This is a genomic window from Gordonia sp. NPDC062954 (assembly GCF_044543825.1).
GTDB lineage: Bacteria > Actinomycetota > Actinomycetes > Mycobacteriales > Mycobacteriaceae > Gordonia > Gordonia tangerina.
In genome coordinates this window covers 99,345-117,045 of the sequence record NZ_JBITWL010000016.1, presented here as the reverse complement: position 1 = coordinate 117,045, position 17,701 = coordinate 99,345, and the positions used below count along the sequence as shown (strand labels likewise).

At 66.4% G+C, this 17,701-nt stretch carries 17 protein-coding genes; 13 read left to right on the top strand and 4 right to left on the bottom strand.

Annotated features, from left to right (window positions below; translation table 11 throughout):
- The first annotated feature begins 26 nt into the window (after positions 1-26).
- Positions 27-836 (top strand): tyrosine-protein phosphatase, encoded by an 810-nt coding sequence (locus ACIGKQ_RS16075; protein ID WP_396574434.1) that lies wholly within the window; start codon positions 27-29, stop codon positions 834-836.
- Positions 837-907: 71 nt separating this feature from the next.
- A complete protein-coding gene (locus ACIGKQ_RS16070) occupies positions 908-1,783 on the top strand; it encodes a hypothetical protein (protein ID WP_266060335.1) in 876 nt (291 codons plus the stop codon).
- Between the two features lie 62 nt (positions 1,784-1,845).
- On the opposite strand, the gene ACIGKQ_RS16065 is transcribed toward ACIGKQ_RS16070, so the two are convergent.
- Positions 1,846-2,346, bottom strand: a complete 501-nt coding sequence (locus tag ACIGKQ_RS16065) for a PaaI family thioesterase (RefSeq protein ID WP_266060336.1) — start codon at positions 2,344-2,346, stop codon at positions 1,846-1,848.
- A 47-nt stretch (positions 2,347-2,393) separates the two neighbouring features.
- Between ACIGKQ_RS16065 and ACIGKQ_RS16060 the strand changes: the two genes are divergently transcribed.
- From ACIGKQ_RS16060 to ACIGKQ_RS16035, 6 genes are all read left to right on the top strand, one after another.
- Positions 2,394-2,999 carry a TetR/AcrR family transcriptional regulator gene (locus ACIGKQ_RS16060; RefSeq protein ID WP_235723928.1) on the top strand — a complete coding sequence of 202 codons (606 nt, stop codon included), beginning with the start codon at positions 2,394-2,396 and terminating at the stop codon, positions 2,997-2,999.
- 113 nt (positions 3,000-3,112) lie between these two features.
- Positions 3,113-3,790 (top strand): DUF4166 domain-containing protein, encoded by a 678-nt coding sequence (locus ACIGKQ_RS16055; RefSeq protein WP_266060337.1) that lies wholly within the window; start codon positions 3,113-3,115, stop codon positions 3,788-3,790.
- Between the two features lie 63 nt (positions 3,791-3,853).
- Complete coding sequence (locus ACIGKQ_RS16050; RefSeq protein ID WP_235723932.1) at positions 3,854-4,294, top strand: SRPBCC family protein; 441 nt, start codon at positions 3,854-3,856, stop codon at positions 4,292-4,294.
- 125 nt (positions 4,295-4,419) lie between these two features.
- A complete protein-coding gene (locus ACIGKQ_RS16045) occupies positions 4,420-4,938 on the top strand; it encodes a DUF6764 family protein (RefSeq protein WP_235723933.1) in 519 nt (172 codons plus the stop codon).
- Positions 4,939-5,080: 142 nt separating this feature from the next.
- Positions 5,081-6,043, top strand: coding sequence for a polyphosphate kinase 2 (gene ppk2, locus ACIGKQ_RS16040; protein WP_372475024.1), 963 nt, complete (start codon positions 5,081-5,083; stop codon positions 6,041-6,043).
- Positions 6,044-6,085: 42 nt separating this feature from the next.
- Positions 6,086-6,904, top strand: a complete 819-nt coding sequence (locus ACIGKQ_RS16035; RefSeq protein ID WP_266060340.1) for a hypothetical protein — start codon at positions 6,086-6,088, stop codon at positions 6,902-6,904.
- A 13-nt stretch (positions 6,905-6,917) separates the two neighbouring features.
- On the opposite strand, the gene ACIGKQ_RS16030 is transcribed toward ACIGKQ_RS16035, so the two are convergent.
- Positions 6,918-8,984: a prolyl oligopeptidase family protein gene (locus ACIGKQ_RS16030; RefSeq protein WP_396574433.1), complete on the bottom strand. Its 2,067-nt coding sequence runs from the start codon at positions 8,982-8,984 to the stop codon at positions 6,918-6,920.
- Positions 8,985-9,176: 192 nt separating this feature from the next.
- Here ACIGKQ_RS16030 and ACIGKQ_RS16025 point away from each other — a divergent pair, with 192 nt between their 5' ends.
- Complete coding sequence (locus ACIGKQ_RS16025; RefSeq protein WP_396574445.1) at positions 9,177-10,799, top strand: serine hydrolase; 1,623 nt, start codon at positions 9,177-9,179, stop codon at positions 10,797-10,799.
- Between the two features lie 21 nt (positions 10,800-10,820).
- Here ACIGKQ_RS16025 and ACIGKQ_RS16020 read toward each other — a convergent pair whose 3' ends face one another.
- Both ACIGKQ_RS16020 and ACIGKQ_RS16015 read right to left on the bottom strand, forming a co-directional pair.
- Positions 10,821-12,020: an NADH:flavin oxidoreductase gene (locus tag ACIGKQ_RS16020; protein WP_396574432.1), complete on the bottom strand. Its 1,200-nt coding sequence runs from the start codon at positions 12,018-12,020 to the stop codon at positions 10,821-10,823.
- Positions 12,020-12,616, bottom strand: coding sequence for a TetR/AcrR family transcriptional regulator (locus ACIGKQ_RS16015; RefSeq protein ID WP_235723937.1), 597 nt, complete (start codon positions 12,614-12,616; stop codon positions 12,020-12,022). Before ACIGKQ_RS16015 ends, ACIGKQ_RS16020 begins: the two co-directional genes overlap by 1 nt.
- A 249-nt stretch (positions 12,617-12,865) precedes the next feature.
- On the opposite strand from ACIGKQ_RS16015, the gene lpdA reads away from it, so the two are divergent.
- From lpdA to ACIGKQ_RS15995, 4 genes are all read left to right on the top strand, one after another.
- The gene (gene lpdA, locus ACIGKQ_RS16010) at positions 12,866-14,251 is read left to right on the top strand and encodes a dihydrolipoyl dehydrogenase (RefSeq protein WP_287015405.1); all 1,386 of its coding nucleotides are present in this window, start codon (positions 12,866-12,868) and stop codon (positions 14,249-14,251) included.
- Positions 14,252-14,655: 404 nt separating this feature from the next.
- Complete coding sequence (locus ACIGKQ_RS16005; RefSeq protein WP_235723939.1) at positions 14,656-15,741, top strand: helix-turn-helix domain-containing protein; 1,086 nt, start codon at positions 14,656-14,658, stop codon at positions 15,739-15,741.
- Positions 15,738-16,769 carry an AraC family transcriptional regulator gene (locus ACIGKQ_RS16000; RefSeq protein ID WP_235723940.1) on the top strand — a complete coding sequence of 344 codons (1,032 nt, stop codon included), beginning with the start codon at positions 15,738-15,740 and terminating at the stop codon, positions 16,767-16,769. The genes ACIGKQ_RS16005 and ACIGKQ_RS16000 overlap by 4 nt, the downstream gene beginning before the upstream one ends.
- 52 nt (positions 16,770-16,821) lie before the next feature.
- Entirely contained in the window at positions 16,822-17,694 is an 873-nt protein-coding gene (locus tag ACIGKQ_RS15995) for a 3-methyladenine DNA glycosylase (protein WP_235724028.1), read from the top strand.
- The last annotated feature ends 7 nt before the right edge of the window (positions 17,695-17,701 follow it).

Here is a 17,701-nt window from a genome sequence, read left to right as displayed (position 1 = left end):
TCACGCGGGTCTGCGACGATGAGACGATGACCGAACACAGTGTCGACCGCCTCGATCTCACCACCGTCGCCAACTTTCGCGACCTCGGCGGCTGGGAGTGCGTCGATGGCCGGCGCGTGACGTCCGGCCGCGTCTATCGATCCGCCGCCCTGCACGACGCCTCGGAGACCGATCGCGCCTTTCTGGCCGGGCTCGGCATCCGCACGATCTACGATCTGCGCTCGGTGGCCGAATCCGAGGCGGAACCTGATCTGGTTCTCGACGGTGTGGCCGGAGTGCACCTCGACGTTCTGGCCGACGCCGAGACGGTGAGTGCTCCCGCCAACCTGGACAAGGTGCTTTCCGACCCGGAGACCGTGGCCGCGGCCAATGAGAAACTCGCCGACGGCAGCGGTGTCGAACACATGCTGGGGGCCTACCGGGAACTGGTGAACCTGCCCAGTGCCCTGCGCTCCTACCGGACCCTGTTCACCGGTCTCCTCGAAGGGTCGCCGGCGCTGTTCCACTGCACCGCCGGCAAGGACCGGACCGGCTGGGCCGCAGCATCATTCCTGACACTCCTCGGGGTGTCGCGGGACGCGATCTACGAGGATTACCTGCTCACCAACGATATGTTCCTGCCGGCCATCGGGCATGTCTTCGATGGTTTCGAGGCCGCCGGTGGCGATCCCGACCTGCTGCGTCCACTGCTCGGGGTGCAGGCGGCCTACCTCGACGCCGCGTTCGCCGAACTGCAGGATCGGTTCGGGACCATCGAGAACTACTTCGCCGACGGTCTCGGGGTGGACGCTGCCGCTCAGCACGCGCTGCGTGAGCGCTACCTCGACGCCGACTGACCCGGCAACGGCGGCAGCCAAACCACGCGAATGTGCCGCGTAGGCGGACCGGCCGCAATAATATTCGCGATGTGACATCCTCATCCGGAGCCGGGTCGGTTCCGCGTCGCAGAGGCGCATCGTTGGTGCGTGCGTTCGTGAACTCGCCACTGTCGGGCCTCGCCCCGTGGATCGTGATGGCGTTGTTCAGTGGACCGGGCCGCTTCGAGGAGTCGGTGTCGGCCGCACTCGGTCTGGCGCTGCTGGTGATCTTCGCGAGTTGGCGTCTGGGCAACTCGATCAAGTTGCTGGAGTGGTTCGACGCCGTCTTCTTCGGCGTGATGTGCGTGATCGGTCTGATTGCCTCGTCGTCGGTGATCGACTGGCTGGAGCTGTGGGGCGGTGAACTCGTCAACATCGCCCTGGTGACGTTCGCGCTCATCTCGGTGGCGATCCGGCGTCCGTTCACCATCGAGTACGCCAAGGAGCAGACACCCGAGGAGTTCTGGGACTCACCGATCTTCGTCCGGACCAACTATGTGATCACCTGGGCGTGGGTGGCCGCATTCGGGGTGTCGGCGATCGCCGGTCTGATCGGCGACGCCGTCCTGGACACGTCCGACAACTTCTGGACGGGCTGGATCATCCAGATCGGCGCGACGGTGTTCGCCATCGCGTTCACCGAGTTCTACCCCGACTACGGCCCGCCGAAGGCGATGGCGAAGATGGGCCTCGCCACCGAACCGCCCGTCTCTGTGGCGAGGTTGTTCGACTGGCTGCCGGTCTTCGTCCTGGTCGTCGGGATCGCCGGGCTCGTCACCGATTCCATTTCCAGCGTCCTGGGGTGGATTCTGATCGTGGTGGGTGCGGTGGGGATCAAGCTGATGCGGGTGTTCTTCCCGGACGAACCGAAGCCCGGTGCCGGGGAGACCGATGCGTCGGCCGGCGGAGTGTCGGCGCAGCAGTGACCGCGTCGCACCGACCGGTCGCTTAGCACCGACCGCTTAGCACCGACCGCGGCCGCCCATGCTCAGCGAAAGACGATGCAGGTGGTCGTGCCGTGTGCGACGAGTTTGCCGTCGTGGGAGAACACTTTGCCTTCTGCGGTCGCGGTGCGTCCACCGGCATGGATCACGGTGCCGGTTGCGGTCAGCTCACCTGCGTCGGTCGCGACCGCCCGGATGTAATTGATCTTCAGTTCCAGCGTCGTGTAGCCGACGCCCGCGGGCAGCGTGGTGTGCACCGCGCACCCCATCACCGAATCGAGCAAGGTCGCGCAGATTCCGCCGTGCACCGTGCCGAGCGGGTTGGCGAAGTCGGGTTGCGGTGTCACCGTGAAGGTCACCGAGCCCTCGTCGATCTGCTTCGGGACCATCCCGAGGAGTCGTCCGATGCTGGGTCGCGCGTCCCGGTCGGGATCGGACTGCCACGCGCGGAGCAGGTCGAGTCCCGACATCGAGAGCGGATCGGTGGCCGTTGCGGCTTCCGGCGAAGTCTGCGAGGTGGTCGTCATGATTATGTATGGTTGCATAGAAGCGTCCGATTATGAAGGCCTGCATAGTCGAGGGAGTGTGAGCGATGACAACCGACTCGACGTCGGTGCCTGCTGAGGCATCGGCCGGCCGGGGGCCACGGGAACGGATGGTGGTGCACGCCGCCGATCTGATCGGCCGCGACGGGGTGGCCGCGACGTCGATCGGTGACGTCATCGCCGCCAGCTCGGCGCCGCGCGGTTCCATCTATCACCACTTCCCAGGTGGCAAGACGCAGCTGATGACCGAGGCGGTGCGTCACGCGGGCGATTTCATCTCGCATCGGATCAGCCGTGAGCGGTCGGCGACACCTGCTGCGGCCGTCGGCGAGATCGGCGACATCTGGCGGCGAATGCTGGTCACCACCGATTTTGAATTCGGGTGTCCGGTGCTGGCCGGCGGGCTGGCGCGCCGTTCGGAGCCCGAGGTCGCCGACGAGGCCGAGGAGATCTTCGGTCGCTGGACCCGGCAGATCGCCGCCCGGCTGGTGCACGAGGGTGTAGAGGCGGATCGGGCGGACTCCCTGGCGCAGTTGATCATCGCCGCCATCGAGGGGGCAGTCGGGCTCTGTCAGACCCAGCGCAGCGTCGAACCGCTGGATCGGGTGATCGACGAACTGGCCCGACTGTGCGACAGTGCGGCAGGGCGATAGTCCAGGCCCGACGTGACCGGGACCACTGTCATCGCGTAGGTTCTTTCCCCAATGGCACGAGGTGTCGTCGGATGGAGACGGCGATGCGCAGGTGATTCGGGGAGGGTGACGTCATGGCGCCGGTGTACCGGCAGATCCTGGGCTCGGACTTCGACCGCCTGCACCCCAACGTTGCGTGGCGCTACAGCATCGACTCGACGTCGGGTGTGGCGCAGGTGGCCACCGGGATCTATGAATCGGTGTATGTGACCTCCGCGCTCCCGCCGCCGTTCTTCTGGCACTACGCGAAACGTAATGCCCTGCCACCCAAGAGCAGTCGGATGGTGCCGTTCACGCAAGGTCACTACTGCTACGTCGACGAGTTGGAGCGTGAATGTCTCGCCGTGCTGCGTGCATTCCAGTACACCAACGGCACGCGGAACCTGAACTCGCTGCTGGTGTCCGGTCGGGGCGGCCTCGTCGACTATTTCGGTGATGGTCCCGAGTTGCTCTATCCCATCGAGCCGTCGGTCACCGCCGCGGGCGAGCTGCTGCTGGAGAGTGGTCCGATGCGGTGGCTCGGACGTGGCCCGAAGATCGGCATGAAGGGTATGTTCGCCACCCAGATGAAGTACATCGAAGGGTGGGACGAGTCGCGGCAACGGTTCCGGTGCGATGCGACGGTCCGCAACCCAGTGATCGGTGAGATCTTGCATTTCCGCGGCTGGTTCACTGCGACCGACCAGGCATGCACCCTGCGTGACATCCCGGACGAGGCATGGCCCCTCAATCTCGTCGACCGCGAGACCTGACCGGAAACACCGGTGTATCGGGTTCGTCCTCTCCCGCTGATTGCGGAGGGTAGGTTCTCTGCCATGGCTGTCTCCGCGAAAACCGAATTCGATGTAGCCGCGCCCCCGTCCGTCGTGATGGAGGTCCTCATGGACATAGAGTCCCTGCCCGACTGGTCGGGTCCGCACCGGGAAGCCGAGATCCTCAGCGAGCACGACGACGGGTCGCCGCACGAGGTGCGGGTCGTGGTGACGGCCGCGGGGATTTCCGACGAGCAGACCCTCAAGTACAGCTGGACCGAACAGAGCTGCACGTGGGATCTGGTCGAGGCCAATCAGCTCAGCGAACAGCACGGCGTCTACGTCATCACCGAGACCGAAGAAGGCTCGCACATCGAGTTCACCCTCGACGTCGAGTTGAAGATCAAACTGCCCGGGATGATCGTCAAACGGGCCCAGAAGATGGCCGTCGACACCGCACGCAAAGGACTCACGGCCGAGGTCGAACGGCGCTCTTCGGACTAATCGGGCGGTGGGCGCCGTACCGGCGACTCGCAGTCGACCCCGGGCGTACGAGCCGCCGCCGGATGGGTACTCTTTCCCCACGTGCCGGGTCGGTGCGTTCGGGGCGATCGAGGAGTCGAATGCTAATGCGTATCAACAAACTTCGGATTCGTGCGGCGGCCGTCGTGCTCGGCGGCGGAGTGCTGGCGGCGATGGCGGCATTCGGCGGCGGGACGGCCGACGCAGCGACCACGTGTTCGGCATCCAACGGTCACCAGATCGAGCGCACCGTCGGCCACGGCGGCTGCGGGGCGAAAGCCGGCCCCGGCAGCACCGCCTTCGCCGAGGACTCCAGCGATGCAGGCACTGCGGTGGCGGTTGCCGACAAGGGTGGCAATTCCACGGCCCGTAATCTGCAGCCCGGTTCCACCGCCCTCGCCGGCGCCTCGACCGGGGGCACCGCGTTCTCGGTGACCACCGGACCCAAGGCATTCTCGGTCGCCCAGGCACGTCAGGGTGGCACAACGGTTGCCATCGGGGGATGGGGCGGACAGGCAGTCGCCGGCCCCGACGGCACCATGTGCCAGGGCGGATTCGCGACGGCTTTCGACAGCACCACCGGCAAAGCCTGCCTGCGCTCGGGAACCATCGACCTGCGCAACTGACGTAGAGCAATGGTTCTGGTCGCAGCTACGGTTTCTGGCCGCAAGTACCCGCTCCAAGCCGGAACTTGCAGCTGCGGCCAGAACCTGCGGCGGTTTACCTTGTCGCCACGCGACGTTTGACGGCTGCGCATATCGTTGAGACGTGACCGAGACACACGATCCTGTACTGAGTACCTCGGCCGAGCCCGGCCCGGATTTCAGCGTGATGAACGGGCGAGAGGCGCTGCAGCGGCTCGTCGACCTGCGCGACACCACGCAGTTCACGGTCAACGACGACGATGATGACGACCCCGTCCTGTTGACGCTGCCCGAACGCAATGTCGTCGACACCTGGCGGCAGGACTATCCGTACGACGAACGGATGAGTCGGCGTGAGTACGAGGTGACCAAACGTCGCCTGCAGATCGAGCTGTTGAAGCTGCAGAAGTGGTCCAAGCAGACCGGGCAGCGGCACCTGCTGGTGTTCGAAGGCCGCGACGCCGCCGGTAAGGGCGGCACCATCAAACGGTTCAACGAGCACCTCAACCCACGCGGTGCACGCACGATCGCACTGGAGAAGCCCAGCGAACGTGAGGCCACCGAATGGTACTTTCAGCGGTACGTGCAGCATCTCCCCGCAGCCGGTGAGATGGTGTTCTTCGACCGTTCCTGGTACAACCGCGCCGGCGTCGAGCGGGTGATGGGTTTCTGCACCCAGGAGCAGTACACCCAGTTCATGCACCAGGTGCCCGCATTCGAGCGGATGCTGGTCGACGACGGCATCAACCTGGTGAAATTCTGGTTCTCGGTGACCCCGCTCGAGCAGCGCACCCGCTTCGCGATCCGCCAGATCGATCCGGTGCGGCAGTGGAAACTCTCACCGATGGACCTTGCGTCGCTGGACAAATGGGAGGCGTACACCGCCGCCAAGGAGGCGATGTTCGCGGCCACCGACACCGACCACGCGCCCTGGACCGTGGTCAAGAGCAACGACAAGAAGCGGGCCCGGATCAACGCGATGCGTCACGTGCTGAGCCTGTTCGAGTACGAGGGCAAGAACACCGAACTCGTCGGCGCCCCAGACCCGTTGCTGGTCGGACGCGCCCGCGACCTGGTCGGGGAGTAGGCGTCACCGGTCGTCGGCGACGGCGTCGGTAGCCTCGTGGGCGTGCGGACTTTCCTCAGTGGGTTGTTGACCGTGGTGGCGATGGTGGCGATCGTCGTCGCCTTCCCGTCGCTGTGGGTCAAGGAGCGACTCGTCGATTCCGAGGGCTTCGTGGCGACCATCACGCCGATGGCGCAGAACGAGCAGGTACAGGACTACCTGGCGGGTCAGATCGCCGACAGTGTCGCCGAGGAGGTCGGCATCGCGGCGACGGCCCCGGTCGTGGAGCCGGCGGCCCGCGCCTACACGCACAGCGACGCGTTCGAGGCCGATTTCGTCGACGTGGTGTCCCAGCAGCATGCGTGGTTGTTCGATGAGCCGCCGGCCGGATCGGACACCACGACGATGCAGCTCGACATCACCGACATGGTCAACCGGGTGATCGCGCAGACCGGCGTGGACGCGCGCGTCTCCGGCCCGATCCTGGTGCCGCTGAGCGGTAGTGGCGGTGCGGGATTGGAGGCGGGTCGCTATCACGAGGTCGGCCGGCAGATCACCGCGATGGCCTACGCGTCCTTGGCGGTGGCGATCGCCGCCGGAGTGCTCGCGTTGCTCTTCGCTCGGCGCCGGTCGGTCGTGCTGGCCTGGCTGGGTGTCGCCGTCGTGGTCTCGGCGGTGTTCGCCTGGGCGGTGGCGTTGTTCTTCTCCGATCGCGCCAAGGCCGAGGTCGAGGCCGCCGAAGAAGGCGGCCGCGAGGTGTCCGCGGTGATCATCGACGGCGCCGCATCCGACCTGCAGGACCTGGCGCTGGTCGTCGGGGGCATCGGTGTCGGGGTGGTCATCCTCGGCGTCATCGGGCGGCTCGCGAGCGGTCGCCGCTGACCGCCCGGCCCGATCACCCGTCGCCGAGCGCCCGCCACAAGAACTCGTAGGCCAACGCCGACTTGAATGCCGCCTGCTTGTTGTCGGCGGCGCCACCGTGTCCGCCCTCGATGTTCTCGTAGTAGGCGACGGCGTGCCCGAGTTCCTCCAACCGCGCCACCAGTTTTCGGGCGTGGCCGGGGTGGACCCGGTCGTCACGGGTCGAGGTGGTGACCAACAACTGCGGGTACTCGGCGTCGGCCCGGAGATTCTGATACGGCGAGAACGGTTCCATGAACGCCCACTGCTCGGGATCGTCGGGGTCGCCGTACTCGGCCACCCACGACGCCCCGGCCAGCAGCAGATGGAACCGCCGCATGTCGATCAACGGGACCTGGCACACCAACGCGCCGAACAGGTCCGGATAGCGGGTCAGCATGACGCCCATGAGCAGTCCACCGTTGGAACCGCCTTGCGCACCCAACTGCCGCGGGGTGGTGAGCCCTTCGGCGACCAAAGCCTTGGCCACGCTCGAGAAATCCTCGTACACCTTGTGCCGTCCGGCCTTCTGCGCCTGGGTGTGCCACGACGGGCCGTACTCGCCGCCGCCGCGGATGTTGGCAATGACGTAGATGCCGCCACGGGCCACCCAGCCGCGCCCAGCGATCGCCATGTAGCCGGGGGTCAGCGAATTCTCGAAGCCGCCGTAGCCGTACAGCAGTGTCGGCCCCGACGTCACGTCGGATCGGCGCACCACGAAGTAGGGGACGGTGGTGCCGTCATCGGACGTGGCGAAGCGTTGTTCGGCCACCACGTCGGCGGAGTCGAAGAACGCCGGCGACTGCTTGATGACCTCGGCGGCGGCCCCCGACTGCCCGTAGAGCAAGCTCGGCGGCGTGGTGAACGAACTCGCCGACCAGAAGATCTCGTCGCTCTCGTCGGGGTCGGTGTCGAGCACGGAGATCGTCGCCAACTCGGGCAGACCCGGGGTCTCGATCGGTGCCCAGTCACCCAACGACAACGTCGTGATCTCGGTCTGCACGTCGCGCAGGGTGGTCAGGATCAGATGGGACCGCGTGAAGGAGTAGTCGGCGAGACTGGTGTGGGCGTCGGGGGTGAACAGCACGGTCGCCGTCCGGCCCCCGTCGAGGTACTCCGCGTAGTCGAACACCAGCAGGCTGCCCGGCGCGAAGGTCTGCTCTCCGAGGACCCACTCCGATCGCGGCATCACCAGCAGCCAGTCCAGTCGCACCGCCGAATGCGCGTCGGTGGGGACGTCGATGGCGATGGCCTCCCCGTCGCGTAGTTCGTAGCGCAGCGAGTTGAAGAAGTCGGTGGCGCGACTGGCGAAATGCCGTTCGTAACCGGGGGTGCTGTCGTATCCGGCGCCGGCCGACACGTCGTCGACCAGACCGGCGAACACCTCGACAGCGTCGGAAAGCGGCGTGCCCCGGGTCCACTGCTTGGTGATCCGCGGATACCCCGACGTGGTGAGCGACGATGACCCGTCCGGCTGCGGGCCGAAATCGGTTCCCACGTAGACGGTGTCGCGATCGATCCACCCGATGCTCGACTTGTTCTCGGGCAGCACGAAACCGTCGGTGACCCACGACCTGGTGTCGATGTCGAACTCGCGGATCACGGTGGCGTCGGCGCCACCCCGCGACAACGACACCAGCGCGTGCCGGTAGTCGGGCCGCAGCACGGTGGCTCCTGCCCACACCCAGTTCTCGTCTTCGGCGGCGGCCAGCGCGTCGACGTCGATGAGCACATCCCATTGAGGTGCGTCGGAGCGATAGGAGTCCAGCGTCGTGCGGCGCCACAGCCCCTTGGGGTTGGTCGCATCGCGCCAGAAGTTGTACAGGTACTCCCCCCGACGACGGACGTACGGGATGCGGTCGTCGGTGTCGAGCACCTCGAGGGCCTCGGCCTCCAGCGCGGCGAACCGGTCGCCGGACCCGAGGTCGTCAACGGTCGGCTGGTTGTGCGCCCGGACCCAGTCGAGTGCGCGGTCACCGGTGACGTCCTCGAGCCAGAGGAACGGGTCGTCGCCCTGCGCAGAGGCGGCGGCGGTCGGTTCGGGGCCTGCGTTATCGCTCACCCGGCCAACCTAGCGCGAGTGCCGGAGTGGCGTCGTCGGGGTTATCGGCCGAACCCAAGCGCATGTGTCCGGAATGTCCGCGTCGACGTCGCGATGTCGTAGCCTGATGGGCGGGTCGGACAGCGTCATGCCCGCCGTGGCATGCAGAACAGGAAGCAGGTGCCCGTGGTGGTCGACCTTGCCCGATCGCTCATGCGTCGACGCCCGGTCGGGGTGGTGACCTCGGCTCTCGTCGTCGCGGCCCTGGTGGCGGCCTGCGACACCGGCAGCAGCAGCGACGGCGCAGCATCGTCGACGCCGCCTGCGTCCTCGAGTTCGGAAGCTCTCGCGAATCCGGCCGCCGAGGTGGCGCTGGCGTTGCCGGACAATGCGGTGGGTAGCGCCGTGGATCAGCTCGACGGTCTGGTCGAATCGCTGATGGAGTCCACCGAGATCCCCGGGATGGCGGTCGCGGTGGTGCACGGCGGAGACACCGTCTATGCCAAGGGCTTCGGGGTCACCGAGGTCGGCACCGACGGTGCGGTGGACGCCGACACCGTCTTTCCCCTCGCATCGATGTCCAAACCCATCGGGTCGACGGTGATCGCCAAGCTGGTCACCGACGACGTGATCAGCTGGGACACCCCGGTGGTGGCCAATCTGCCCGGCTTCGCGCTGGCCGACCCGTGGGTCACCGACAACGTCACCATCGCCGACATGTACACACATCGTTCCGGGTTGCCCGAACATGCCGGCGACAAGCTCGAGGACATGGGTTACGACCGCCAACAGGTCCTGGACCGGCTGCGCTACATCCCGCTCGATCCGTTCCGGATCACCTACCACTACACCAACTTCGGTCTCACCGCCGCTGCTGAGTCGGCGGCGCGTAAAGCCGACTCGGATTGGGCGACGTTGTCGGAGAACTCGATCTACGAGCCCCTCGGGATGACGCACACCAGTTCACGGTTCAGCGATTTCGAAGGTGAACAAAACCGGGTGGTCGGCCACGTCAAGGTCGACGACGAATGGGTCACGACGCCCGCCCAGCGCGACCCCGATGCGCAATCGCCGGCCGGCGGTGTGTCGTCGTCGGTGAACGATCTGTCGCACTGGATGCGGATGCTGCTCGCCGACGGTGAGTACGACGGCACGCAGGTCGTCGCCGCCGACGCGCTGCTGCCCGCCGTGACCCCGCAGATCGCGTCGTCACCGGCAAAGACCCCCGACGAGCGTGCCGGCTTCTACGGGCACGGATTCAACGTCGGCGTCACCGAGGCCGGTCGCACCCAGTTCAGCCATTCCGGCGCGTTCGCGATGGGCGCGGGTACCACCTTCTTGGCGATTCCCTCCGCAGACGTCGCCATCGTCGCACTCTCCAACGCGGCACCGATCGGCGCGGTGGAGGCGCTGACCGGTGAATTCGCCGACCTCGTGCAGTTCGGTGAGATCCGCAACGACTGGCGCGACCTCTACGGACAGGCATTCGCACCGTATTCCGCGCCGACCGGTGACCTCGTCGGTGCTGAACAACCGCAGAACCCGGCGCCGGCGCAACCGCCGTCGACCTACGTCGGCACTTACCGCAACGACGTCTATGGTCCGGCCGAGATCCGCGACGAGGATGGGAAGCTGGTCCTCGCGATGGGGCCCGATGGCATCACCACCCACGAACTGCGCCACTGGGATGGCAACACCTACACCTTCACGCTGCGCAACGAGAACGCCGAACTCGGGTCGATCTCGAAGGTGTCCTTCGAACCGGAGGCGTCGCGGATGGTGATCGAGTACTACGACGACGACAGCAGCGATGGAGTATTCACCAAGGCTGAGTAGCGTGCCGACGCTGCGTGGGTGTCACCCCGCGGCGAGTGGATCGAGGACTTCGCCTTCCCGGATCGGGCAGCGGGTGCGCGAGTAGATCGTCGGCATGCACAGATTGCAGTGCACGCAGCGTGACGTGACCGTCGGGTCGCCCTGGATGCGCAACGGCAGATCGGGCTCGCGCAGCAGCGCGCGACCCATCGCGACGAAGTCGAAACCGGCGTCCAGCGCCGTCTGCATCGATGCCCGGTCGGTGACACCCCCGAGCAGGATCAGCGGCATCCGCACGGCTGCGCGTAGTTGCCGGGCCAGCGGCAACAGGTAGGTGTCGTGATAGTCGTAGTGCTTCAGGAAGAACGGGGCGGCCACCTTCAGTCCGGCACGCATGCTGCCGTGAAAGGCGTTGGCGAACTCCGCTCTCGGCGGATCGCCGTGGAACAGATACATCGGGTTGAGCAGGGAACTACCGGCGGTCGGTTCGATGGCGTCGAGGTGGCCGTCGGACTCCAGTAGCTGCGCCACCGCGCAGGCGTCGTCGATGCCGAAACCGAGTCGGCCGGCGCCGTCGTACATGTTCAGCTTCGCCCACACCGCTGCCTCGTCGCCGACCTCGTCGCGGACCCCGGCGATGACCTCGCGGGCGAATCTGGCCCGGTTGACCAGGGTACCGCCGTACTCGTCGCGCCGTCGGTTGAGCAGTGGCGACAGAAAACAGCTGATCAGATAGTTGTGGCCGCAATGGATCTCGAGTCCGTCGAAACCGCAGTCCACCGCGATGCGCGCGGCCCGCCGAAATGTCGCCACCACCTCGGTGATGTCGTCACGGTCGAGTCTTCGGGTGACCGACATTCCCATCGGCGCCGGGATGCGGGACGGGCCCAACGCCTTACGGCGGTTGGACACGGAATTGGCCACCGGACCGGCATGCCCGAGTTGAGCCGCGGCCAACGCGCCTTCGGCGTGGATGGCATCGGTCAGGTGGCGCAGCCCGGGCATCGCCTCATCGCGCAACCAGATCTGATGCCGGTCGGTTCGTCCCTCCGGTGCGACCGCGCAGTAGGCGACGGTGCTCATGGCGACGCCACCGGCTGCCACCTCGCGGTGGAATTCGATCAGGTCGTCGGTGACGAGCGCGTCGGGGGTGGCGCCCTCGAACGTCGCGCACTTGATGAGGCGGTTACGCAGGGTCCGCGGCCCGAGCCGAGCCGGACTGAAGGGATCGAGCGTACTCATCAGGACTCCTCGGGTGCCGGGCTGGTACGGGCGGGTGTTGACAGGCCGGCGACCACGAAGTCGCGCAGCGCGGCGGTGGCGGCCGACGAAAGCGGTGCATCGCCGGCGAACTGCTCCAGGATCAGACCGAAGGCCAGGCCCCACCGGCGGCGCGCATCGCCGACGTCGACACCGTCGACGATCTGTGCAAGCACCTGCGACCACCGGTCGAGTCGAAACCACGGCCGCGTCCACTCCGCGTCGGGGTGGGCCGCGACGAACCGGGCCAACAGGCGCAGGTGCAGGTGACCGACCGGCTCGGAACCGATGGTGGTGAACGGCTCCAGGATCAGGTCGACGAGGTCGACGACCTGCGCGGAGGCAGGGTCGAACCGGTCGAGCAGCTCGGCCCATCGCGGCGCCATCCGGTCCTCGAGGAGTGCCACCACCAGCGCATCCTTGGAACCGAAGTGATAGTGCACGGCAGCGGGGTTGGCGCCGGCCGCCGCGCAGATCGCGCGGACCGATACCTGCTCGTACCCGTCGGTGAGCAGGAGGGATTCGGCAGCTGTCAGCAGGGCTGTGCGGGTCGTGGCGCTGCGGGTCGATGCGGGCATGGCTCGATGCAAGCACAGTTCCATCAATGATTCAATCAGTGTTGGAAATCGGTGGCGCAGCGTATGGCCAGGTGTGGCGCGGGGCGTCTTCGGTGGCGCAGATGGTGTTGGGTGGCGTGGGCTGTCGACGACGCTCCCCGGTCCGAGCGGACCTGCGTGATCCACTCCGACCCGCGCGAGCTGGTGAAGTTACCGGTGAGTACGGGGACACGCTGCGGTCCCGACAGTGCCCGACGTAGGCTGGCAGGCGTGGCTGAACACTTTCAAACAGTTGTACTAGGTGCAGGTCCTGGTGGATACGTGGCCGCGATCCGGTCCGCCCAGCTGGGCATGAAAACCGCCGTCATCGAAGAGAAGTACTGGGGCGGCGTCTGTCTCAACGTTGGATGTATCCCATCCAAGGCGCTGCTGCGCAACGCCGAGCTGGCTCACATCTTCAACCATCAGGCGAAGACCTTCGGCATGTCCGGCGACGTCTCGTTCGACTTCGGTGCGGCATTCGACCGCAGCCGCAAGGTGTCGGAAGGGATCGTCAAGGGCGTCCACTTCCTGATGAAGAAGAACAAGATCACCGAGATCGACGGCTACGGAAAGTTCACCGACGCCAAGACCATCATGGTGGGCGATCGTGAGATCACCTTCGACAACGTCATCATCAACACCGGCTCGACCGTGAAGCTGCTGCCCGGTGTCGAGCTGAGCGACAACGTGGTCACCTACGAGGATCAGATCCTCACCCGTGAGTTGCCGTCCTCGATCGTCATCGTCGGCGCCGGCGCCATCGGCATGGAGTTCGGCTACGTGCTCGCGAACTACGGCGTCGACGTCACCATCGTCGAGTTCCTCGACCGCGTGCTGCCCAACGAGGACGCCGACGCATCCAAGGCCATCGCCAAGGAGTACAAGAAGCTCGGCGTGAAGGTGCTGACCTCCACCAAGGTGCAGTCGGTCAAGGACGATGGCGACAGCGTCACCGTCAGCTACAAGGATGCCAAGGACAACGACGGCGAGATCACCGTCGACAAGGTCCTCATGTCCGTCGGGTTCGCCCCACGAGTGGAGGGCTTCGGCCTGGAGAACACCGGCGTGAAGCTCACCGACCGCGGCGCCATCGACATCGACGACTTCATGCGCACCAACGTCGACGGTATCTACGCCATCGGCGACGTCACCGCCAAGCTGATGCTCGCTCACGTGGCCGAGGCGCAGGGCGTGGTGGCCGCCGAGGCGATGGCCGGCGCGGAGACCATGACGCTCGGTGATTACCGCTTCATGCCCCGCGCCACCTTCTGCCAGCCGCAGGTCGCGTCGTTCGGACTCACCGAGGCGCAGGCCAAGGACGAGGGCTACAACGTGAAGGCCACCACCTTCCCGTTCAGTGCCAATGGCAAGGCGCAGGGCCTCGGCGAGACCGCCGGCTTCGCCAAGCTGCTCACCAACGCCGACACCGACGAGCTGCTCGGCGGACACCTGGTGGGTGACAACGTCTCCGAGATGCTCCCCGAGATGACCCTGGCGCACAAGTGGGACCTCACGGCCAAGGAACTGGCACGCAACGTGCACACGCATCCGACGCTGAGTGAGGCGATGCAGGAGACGTTCCACGGCGCGTTGGGGCACATGATCAACCTGTAGGTGGTTTCGGGCCCCCTTCTCCATGTCGAGAGAACCCGGATTCCTGCCGAGGGAACCCAGATTTACATTGAGAGCATCTGATTCGCGACGCGGGCCGGGTTCTCTCGACGACAATCGGGGTTCCCTCGACCGCCGCGGCGGAGGGACGAGAGGTTCGTGTAGCAGCAAGATTGTGCCGTGCGGGGGAAGAATCGGTGCCAGCTCTGACCTGCACGACACGGCTGGAGTCGGCCATGTGGTGGACGTAGGCGGCCCTGTCGAGCTCAAACAACTTGTGGCACGGGGTTTTTGGTGCGTCACCAGATTGTGGCAGGGGTTGACGCGCGGCAAACGGGTACCTCAATCCCGTGACATCGGTGACATAAAGCATCTCATCCGTCGGCGTGTTCCGTTAATTTCAGATCATGAACACGGTTGAATTGGCCGGTTCTGGCGCGACGGCATCCGCAGTGCCGTCCGCCGCAACCGGTTTGTCGGAAAAGCAAGTTCGGCATTGGCGAGACCGCATGGGGGTCGGCGATGATCCGACAAGATTCGCACGTGCGTCCCATATCGACCAAGCCGTATCGACCGACGGCAACCAGACCCCGGCGCTCGTCGACGTGATCGGTCGGCCCGACCCCGACGACTACGCCGAGATCGTGTACTCCCGTCAACTCTCGGTGCTGGGCGTGTTCGCCGCGCTCCGGACACCGGCAACCGCGGAGCGCACCCCCTCGTTGATCCGGCGCGCTCCCGAACGCGCGATACTGGTGTGCTCGCAACTGTCCGCCGGTGGCGGCCACCTCGACCTCGACGGTCGGCGCCACGAGTTTCAACACCCATCCGACCTGCTGGTTCTCGACTACAGCACGCCATTTCGGCTGTCCACCGACGCCGTCACCGATCCAGTCGGCATCTGGGTTCCCGCCGAGGTCCTCGGTCGTGACGGCGACTGCATACAACATGAAATCGAGTCGGTGCAATCCTCGCCGCTGGCGCGGGCAACCGGCGCGTTCATCGTCACGCTGGCCGTCACCGCCGCCGTCCGCGGGGCCGACATCGACACCGAAACGGAACTCGCCGCAGTCGACCTCGTCCGTGACCTGCTCGGTGCAGCCGGGGGCACGCCGCCCCGGTCGACCGGAAACGGAGTCATTGTGCGCGAGGCCGCTCGGGCGCTGATCCGCCGCAATTTCCGCGACCCAGACTACTCACCCGACCACATCGCGACGGCCCTGTACATGAGTCGACGCAATCTGTACCGGCGGTTGGCCGAAGCGGGGAGCTCACCGGCCGCCCTCATTGCCGAGCAGCGGTTGGAGCGCGCGCGTCACCTCCTCGGCAGCACTCGGGCGCCCATGATCGACCACGTTGCCAAGTCCGCAGGTTTCAGCTCTCCGGCCACCCTACGGCGACACTTCAGGGCGAAGTATGGGGTATCGCCTGAGCGGTACCGGCGCGACCACCGACTCGACGACGCGGCCGCTTCCGCCGGCGACGGGTCATGAGACGGGCCTCCTACTCGCGTCACGGCATCGACCACGACACGCTGACGAGATGGCGCAAATCCGTGGGCGTCGACGACGAGCACGGTCCCGACGCGGCGACCGCGATGGAACTACGCGGCCGAACCGGTCTAGCCGCCTACGGCGCGGCCTTCTCCAGGGTCATCGTCGATGATCCCGACGCGTTTCACGCGGTCATCTACCACCGCCCGTTGTCGATCCTGTCGGCGCACTGCGAGCTGTCGACCCCGCGCACGACCGAACGATCCGACGACATCATTCGTGCCCAACCGGCGCCCATCGTCATGGTCGGCTCCCATCGGCTCGACGGCCGGCTACGCGTCACGCAGTCCGGTGTGCAACGCCAGTACGGCGAAGGGCAACTCGTGGTGATGAGCATCGAGCACGCCTTCGTCGACGAGTGCCCCAGCGTCTGTGACACCACGCTGTTGCTGGTACCGAGTGACATGCTCACTCACGAACTCTCCGATGCGGCCACGTCGTTCCTGCCGGCGGTCGCCGACTCACCCCTCGGTCGGGCGACGGCGACGTTCATCCGCCGGTTCGTCTGTGATGCTGCAGTACGCGGACTTCCGGTGACGCCCGCCGACGAACTCGCCGTGATCGATCTGATCCGATCGGCGATCGGTCACCACGCGCACGATTCTCACCGCATGGAGAACAACGCCCTGTTCGTCATCGAGGCGGTACGCGAACTGATCGACGAGCGCTTCAGCGATCCCCACTTCACCGCGGACTCCATCGCCGAGGTGCTCCAACTCAGCCGTCGTCACCTGTATCGCCATCTCGAGAGCATCGGCGAGACGCCGGCGGCGATGATCAGCGCGCGGCGACTGCGGTATGCCCGTGAGCTGCTTGCCGTCGACGACCAGCTCGGGCTGGACGAGGTGGCGTCGCGTTCCGGTTTCTCCTCGACAGCCACCCTGCGCAACCGCTTCCGGGCAGAGTTCGGGATGACGCCGGGCGCCTTTCGCGGTGCGATGCGACGAGGGGTCGCCGGCCGCGGATGACCGCCCGACCACCGCGGCGCGCGGTCGGTACCGTCGATGTGTGGCCACCACTATGCGCACCCGCGACTGGGTCCCGCCGTGGCCGCTCGACATCCGTGCCACCGTCGGACTGCATCGGCGGGGAAGTGGTGATCCATCATTCGTCTACGGCCGGGACGGCTCCGTGTGGCGGGCGGTCCACACCCCCGACGGACCGGGCACCCTGACGTTTCGGTCAGACGGCACCATTATCAGCGGTCGGGCCTGGGGCCCCGGCGCACAATGGTTGCTCGAACAGATGCCCGACTTTTTGGGCGCGCGCGACGACCCCGACGCGCTGGTGCCCCGTGACGACGTCGTGCGGGAACTGGTCCGGCGTGCTGAAGGGCTGCGGATCGGCCGGACCGATCGGGTCTGGGCGGCGCTGGTGCCGGCAATACTCGAGCAGAAGGTGGTGGGGGCGGAGGCCTTTCGGGCGTGGCGATATCTGGTTCGGCGCTATGGCGAACGGGCGCCGGGACCGGTGCCCGACACCATGCGAGTGCCCCCACCGCAGTCCGAGTGGGCGCGTATCCCGAACTGGGAGTGGCATCGCAGTGGGATCGAACCCGTACGGATGCGCACCATTCGGGGAGCGACCGCGCTGGACGTGGAACGCCACAATGACCGCCTGACGCTGCTCCGGGGGGTCGGCCGCTGGACCGAGGCCGAGACGCGCATCCGGGCCGTCGGCGACCCGGATGTCGTGAACGTCGGCGACTATCACATCCCGAAGCTGGTGGGTCTTACTCTGGCCGGTGTATCGGTCGACGATGACGGAATGCTGGAACTTCTCGAACCCTATGCAGGACAACGGCAACGGATCATCCGGATGGTGGAGCGACACGGGGTGCGACCGGAGCGGCGCGGCGCGCGGATGACGGTGCGTGACTACCGTGAGTTCTGACCGAGTC

Bases quoted from the DNA above. Each gene is read 5' to 3' on its own strand.
- ACIGKQ_RS16075 (WP_396574434.1), top strand. From the start codon at position 27: ATGACCGAACACAGTGTCGACCGCCTCGATCTCACCACCGTCGCCAAC.
- ACIGKQ_RS16065 (WP_266060336.1), bottom strand. From the start codon at position 2,346: ATGCAACCATACATAATCATGACGACCACCTCGCAGACTTCGCCGGAA.
- ACIGKQ_RS16060 (WP_235723928.1), top strand. From the start codon at position 2,394: ATGACAACCGACTCGACGTCGGTGCCTGCTGAGGCATCGGCCGGCCGG.
- ACIGKQ_RS16055 (WP_266060337.1), top strand. From the start codon at position 3,113: ATGGCGCCGGTGTACCGGCAGATCCTGGGCTCGGACTTCGACCGCCTG.
- ACIGKQ_RS16050 (WP_235723932.1), top strand. From the start codon at position 3,854: ATGGCTGTCTCCGCGAAAACCGAATTCGATGTAGCCGCGCCCCCGTCC.
- ACIGKQ_RS16045 (WP_235723933.1), top strand. From the start codon at position 4,420: ATGCGTATCAACAAACTTCGGATTCGTGCGGCGGCCGTCGTGCTCGGC.
- ACIGKQ_RS16025 (WP_396574445.1), top strand. From the start codon at position 9,177: ATGCGTCGACGCCCGGTCGGGGTGGTGACCTCGGCTCTCGTCGTCGCG.
- ACIGKQ_RS16020 (WP_396574432.1), bottom strand. From the start codon at position 12,020: ATGAGTACGCTCGATCCCTTCAGTCCGGCTCGGCTCGGGCCGCGGACC.
- ACIGKQ_RS16015 (WP_235723937.1), bottom strand. From the start codon at position 12,616: ATGCCCGCATCGACCCGCAGCGCCACGACCCGCACAGCCCTGCTGACA.
- ACIGKQ_RS16005 (WP_235723939.1), top strand. From the start codon at position 14,656: ATGAACACGGTTGAATTGGCCGGTTCTGGCGCGACGGCATCCGCAGTG.
- ACIGKQ_RS16000 (WP_235723940.1), top strand. From the start codon at position 15,738: ATGAGACGGGCCTCCTACTCGCGTCACGGCATCGACCACGACACGCTG.
- ACIGKQ_RS15995 (WP_235724028.1), top strand. From the start codon at position 16,822: ATGCGCACCCGCGACTGGGTCCCGCCGTGGCCGCTCGACATCCGTGCC.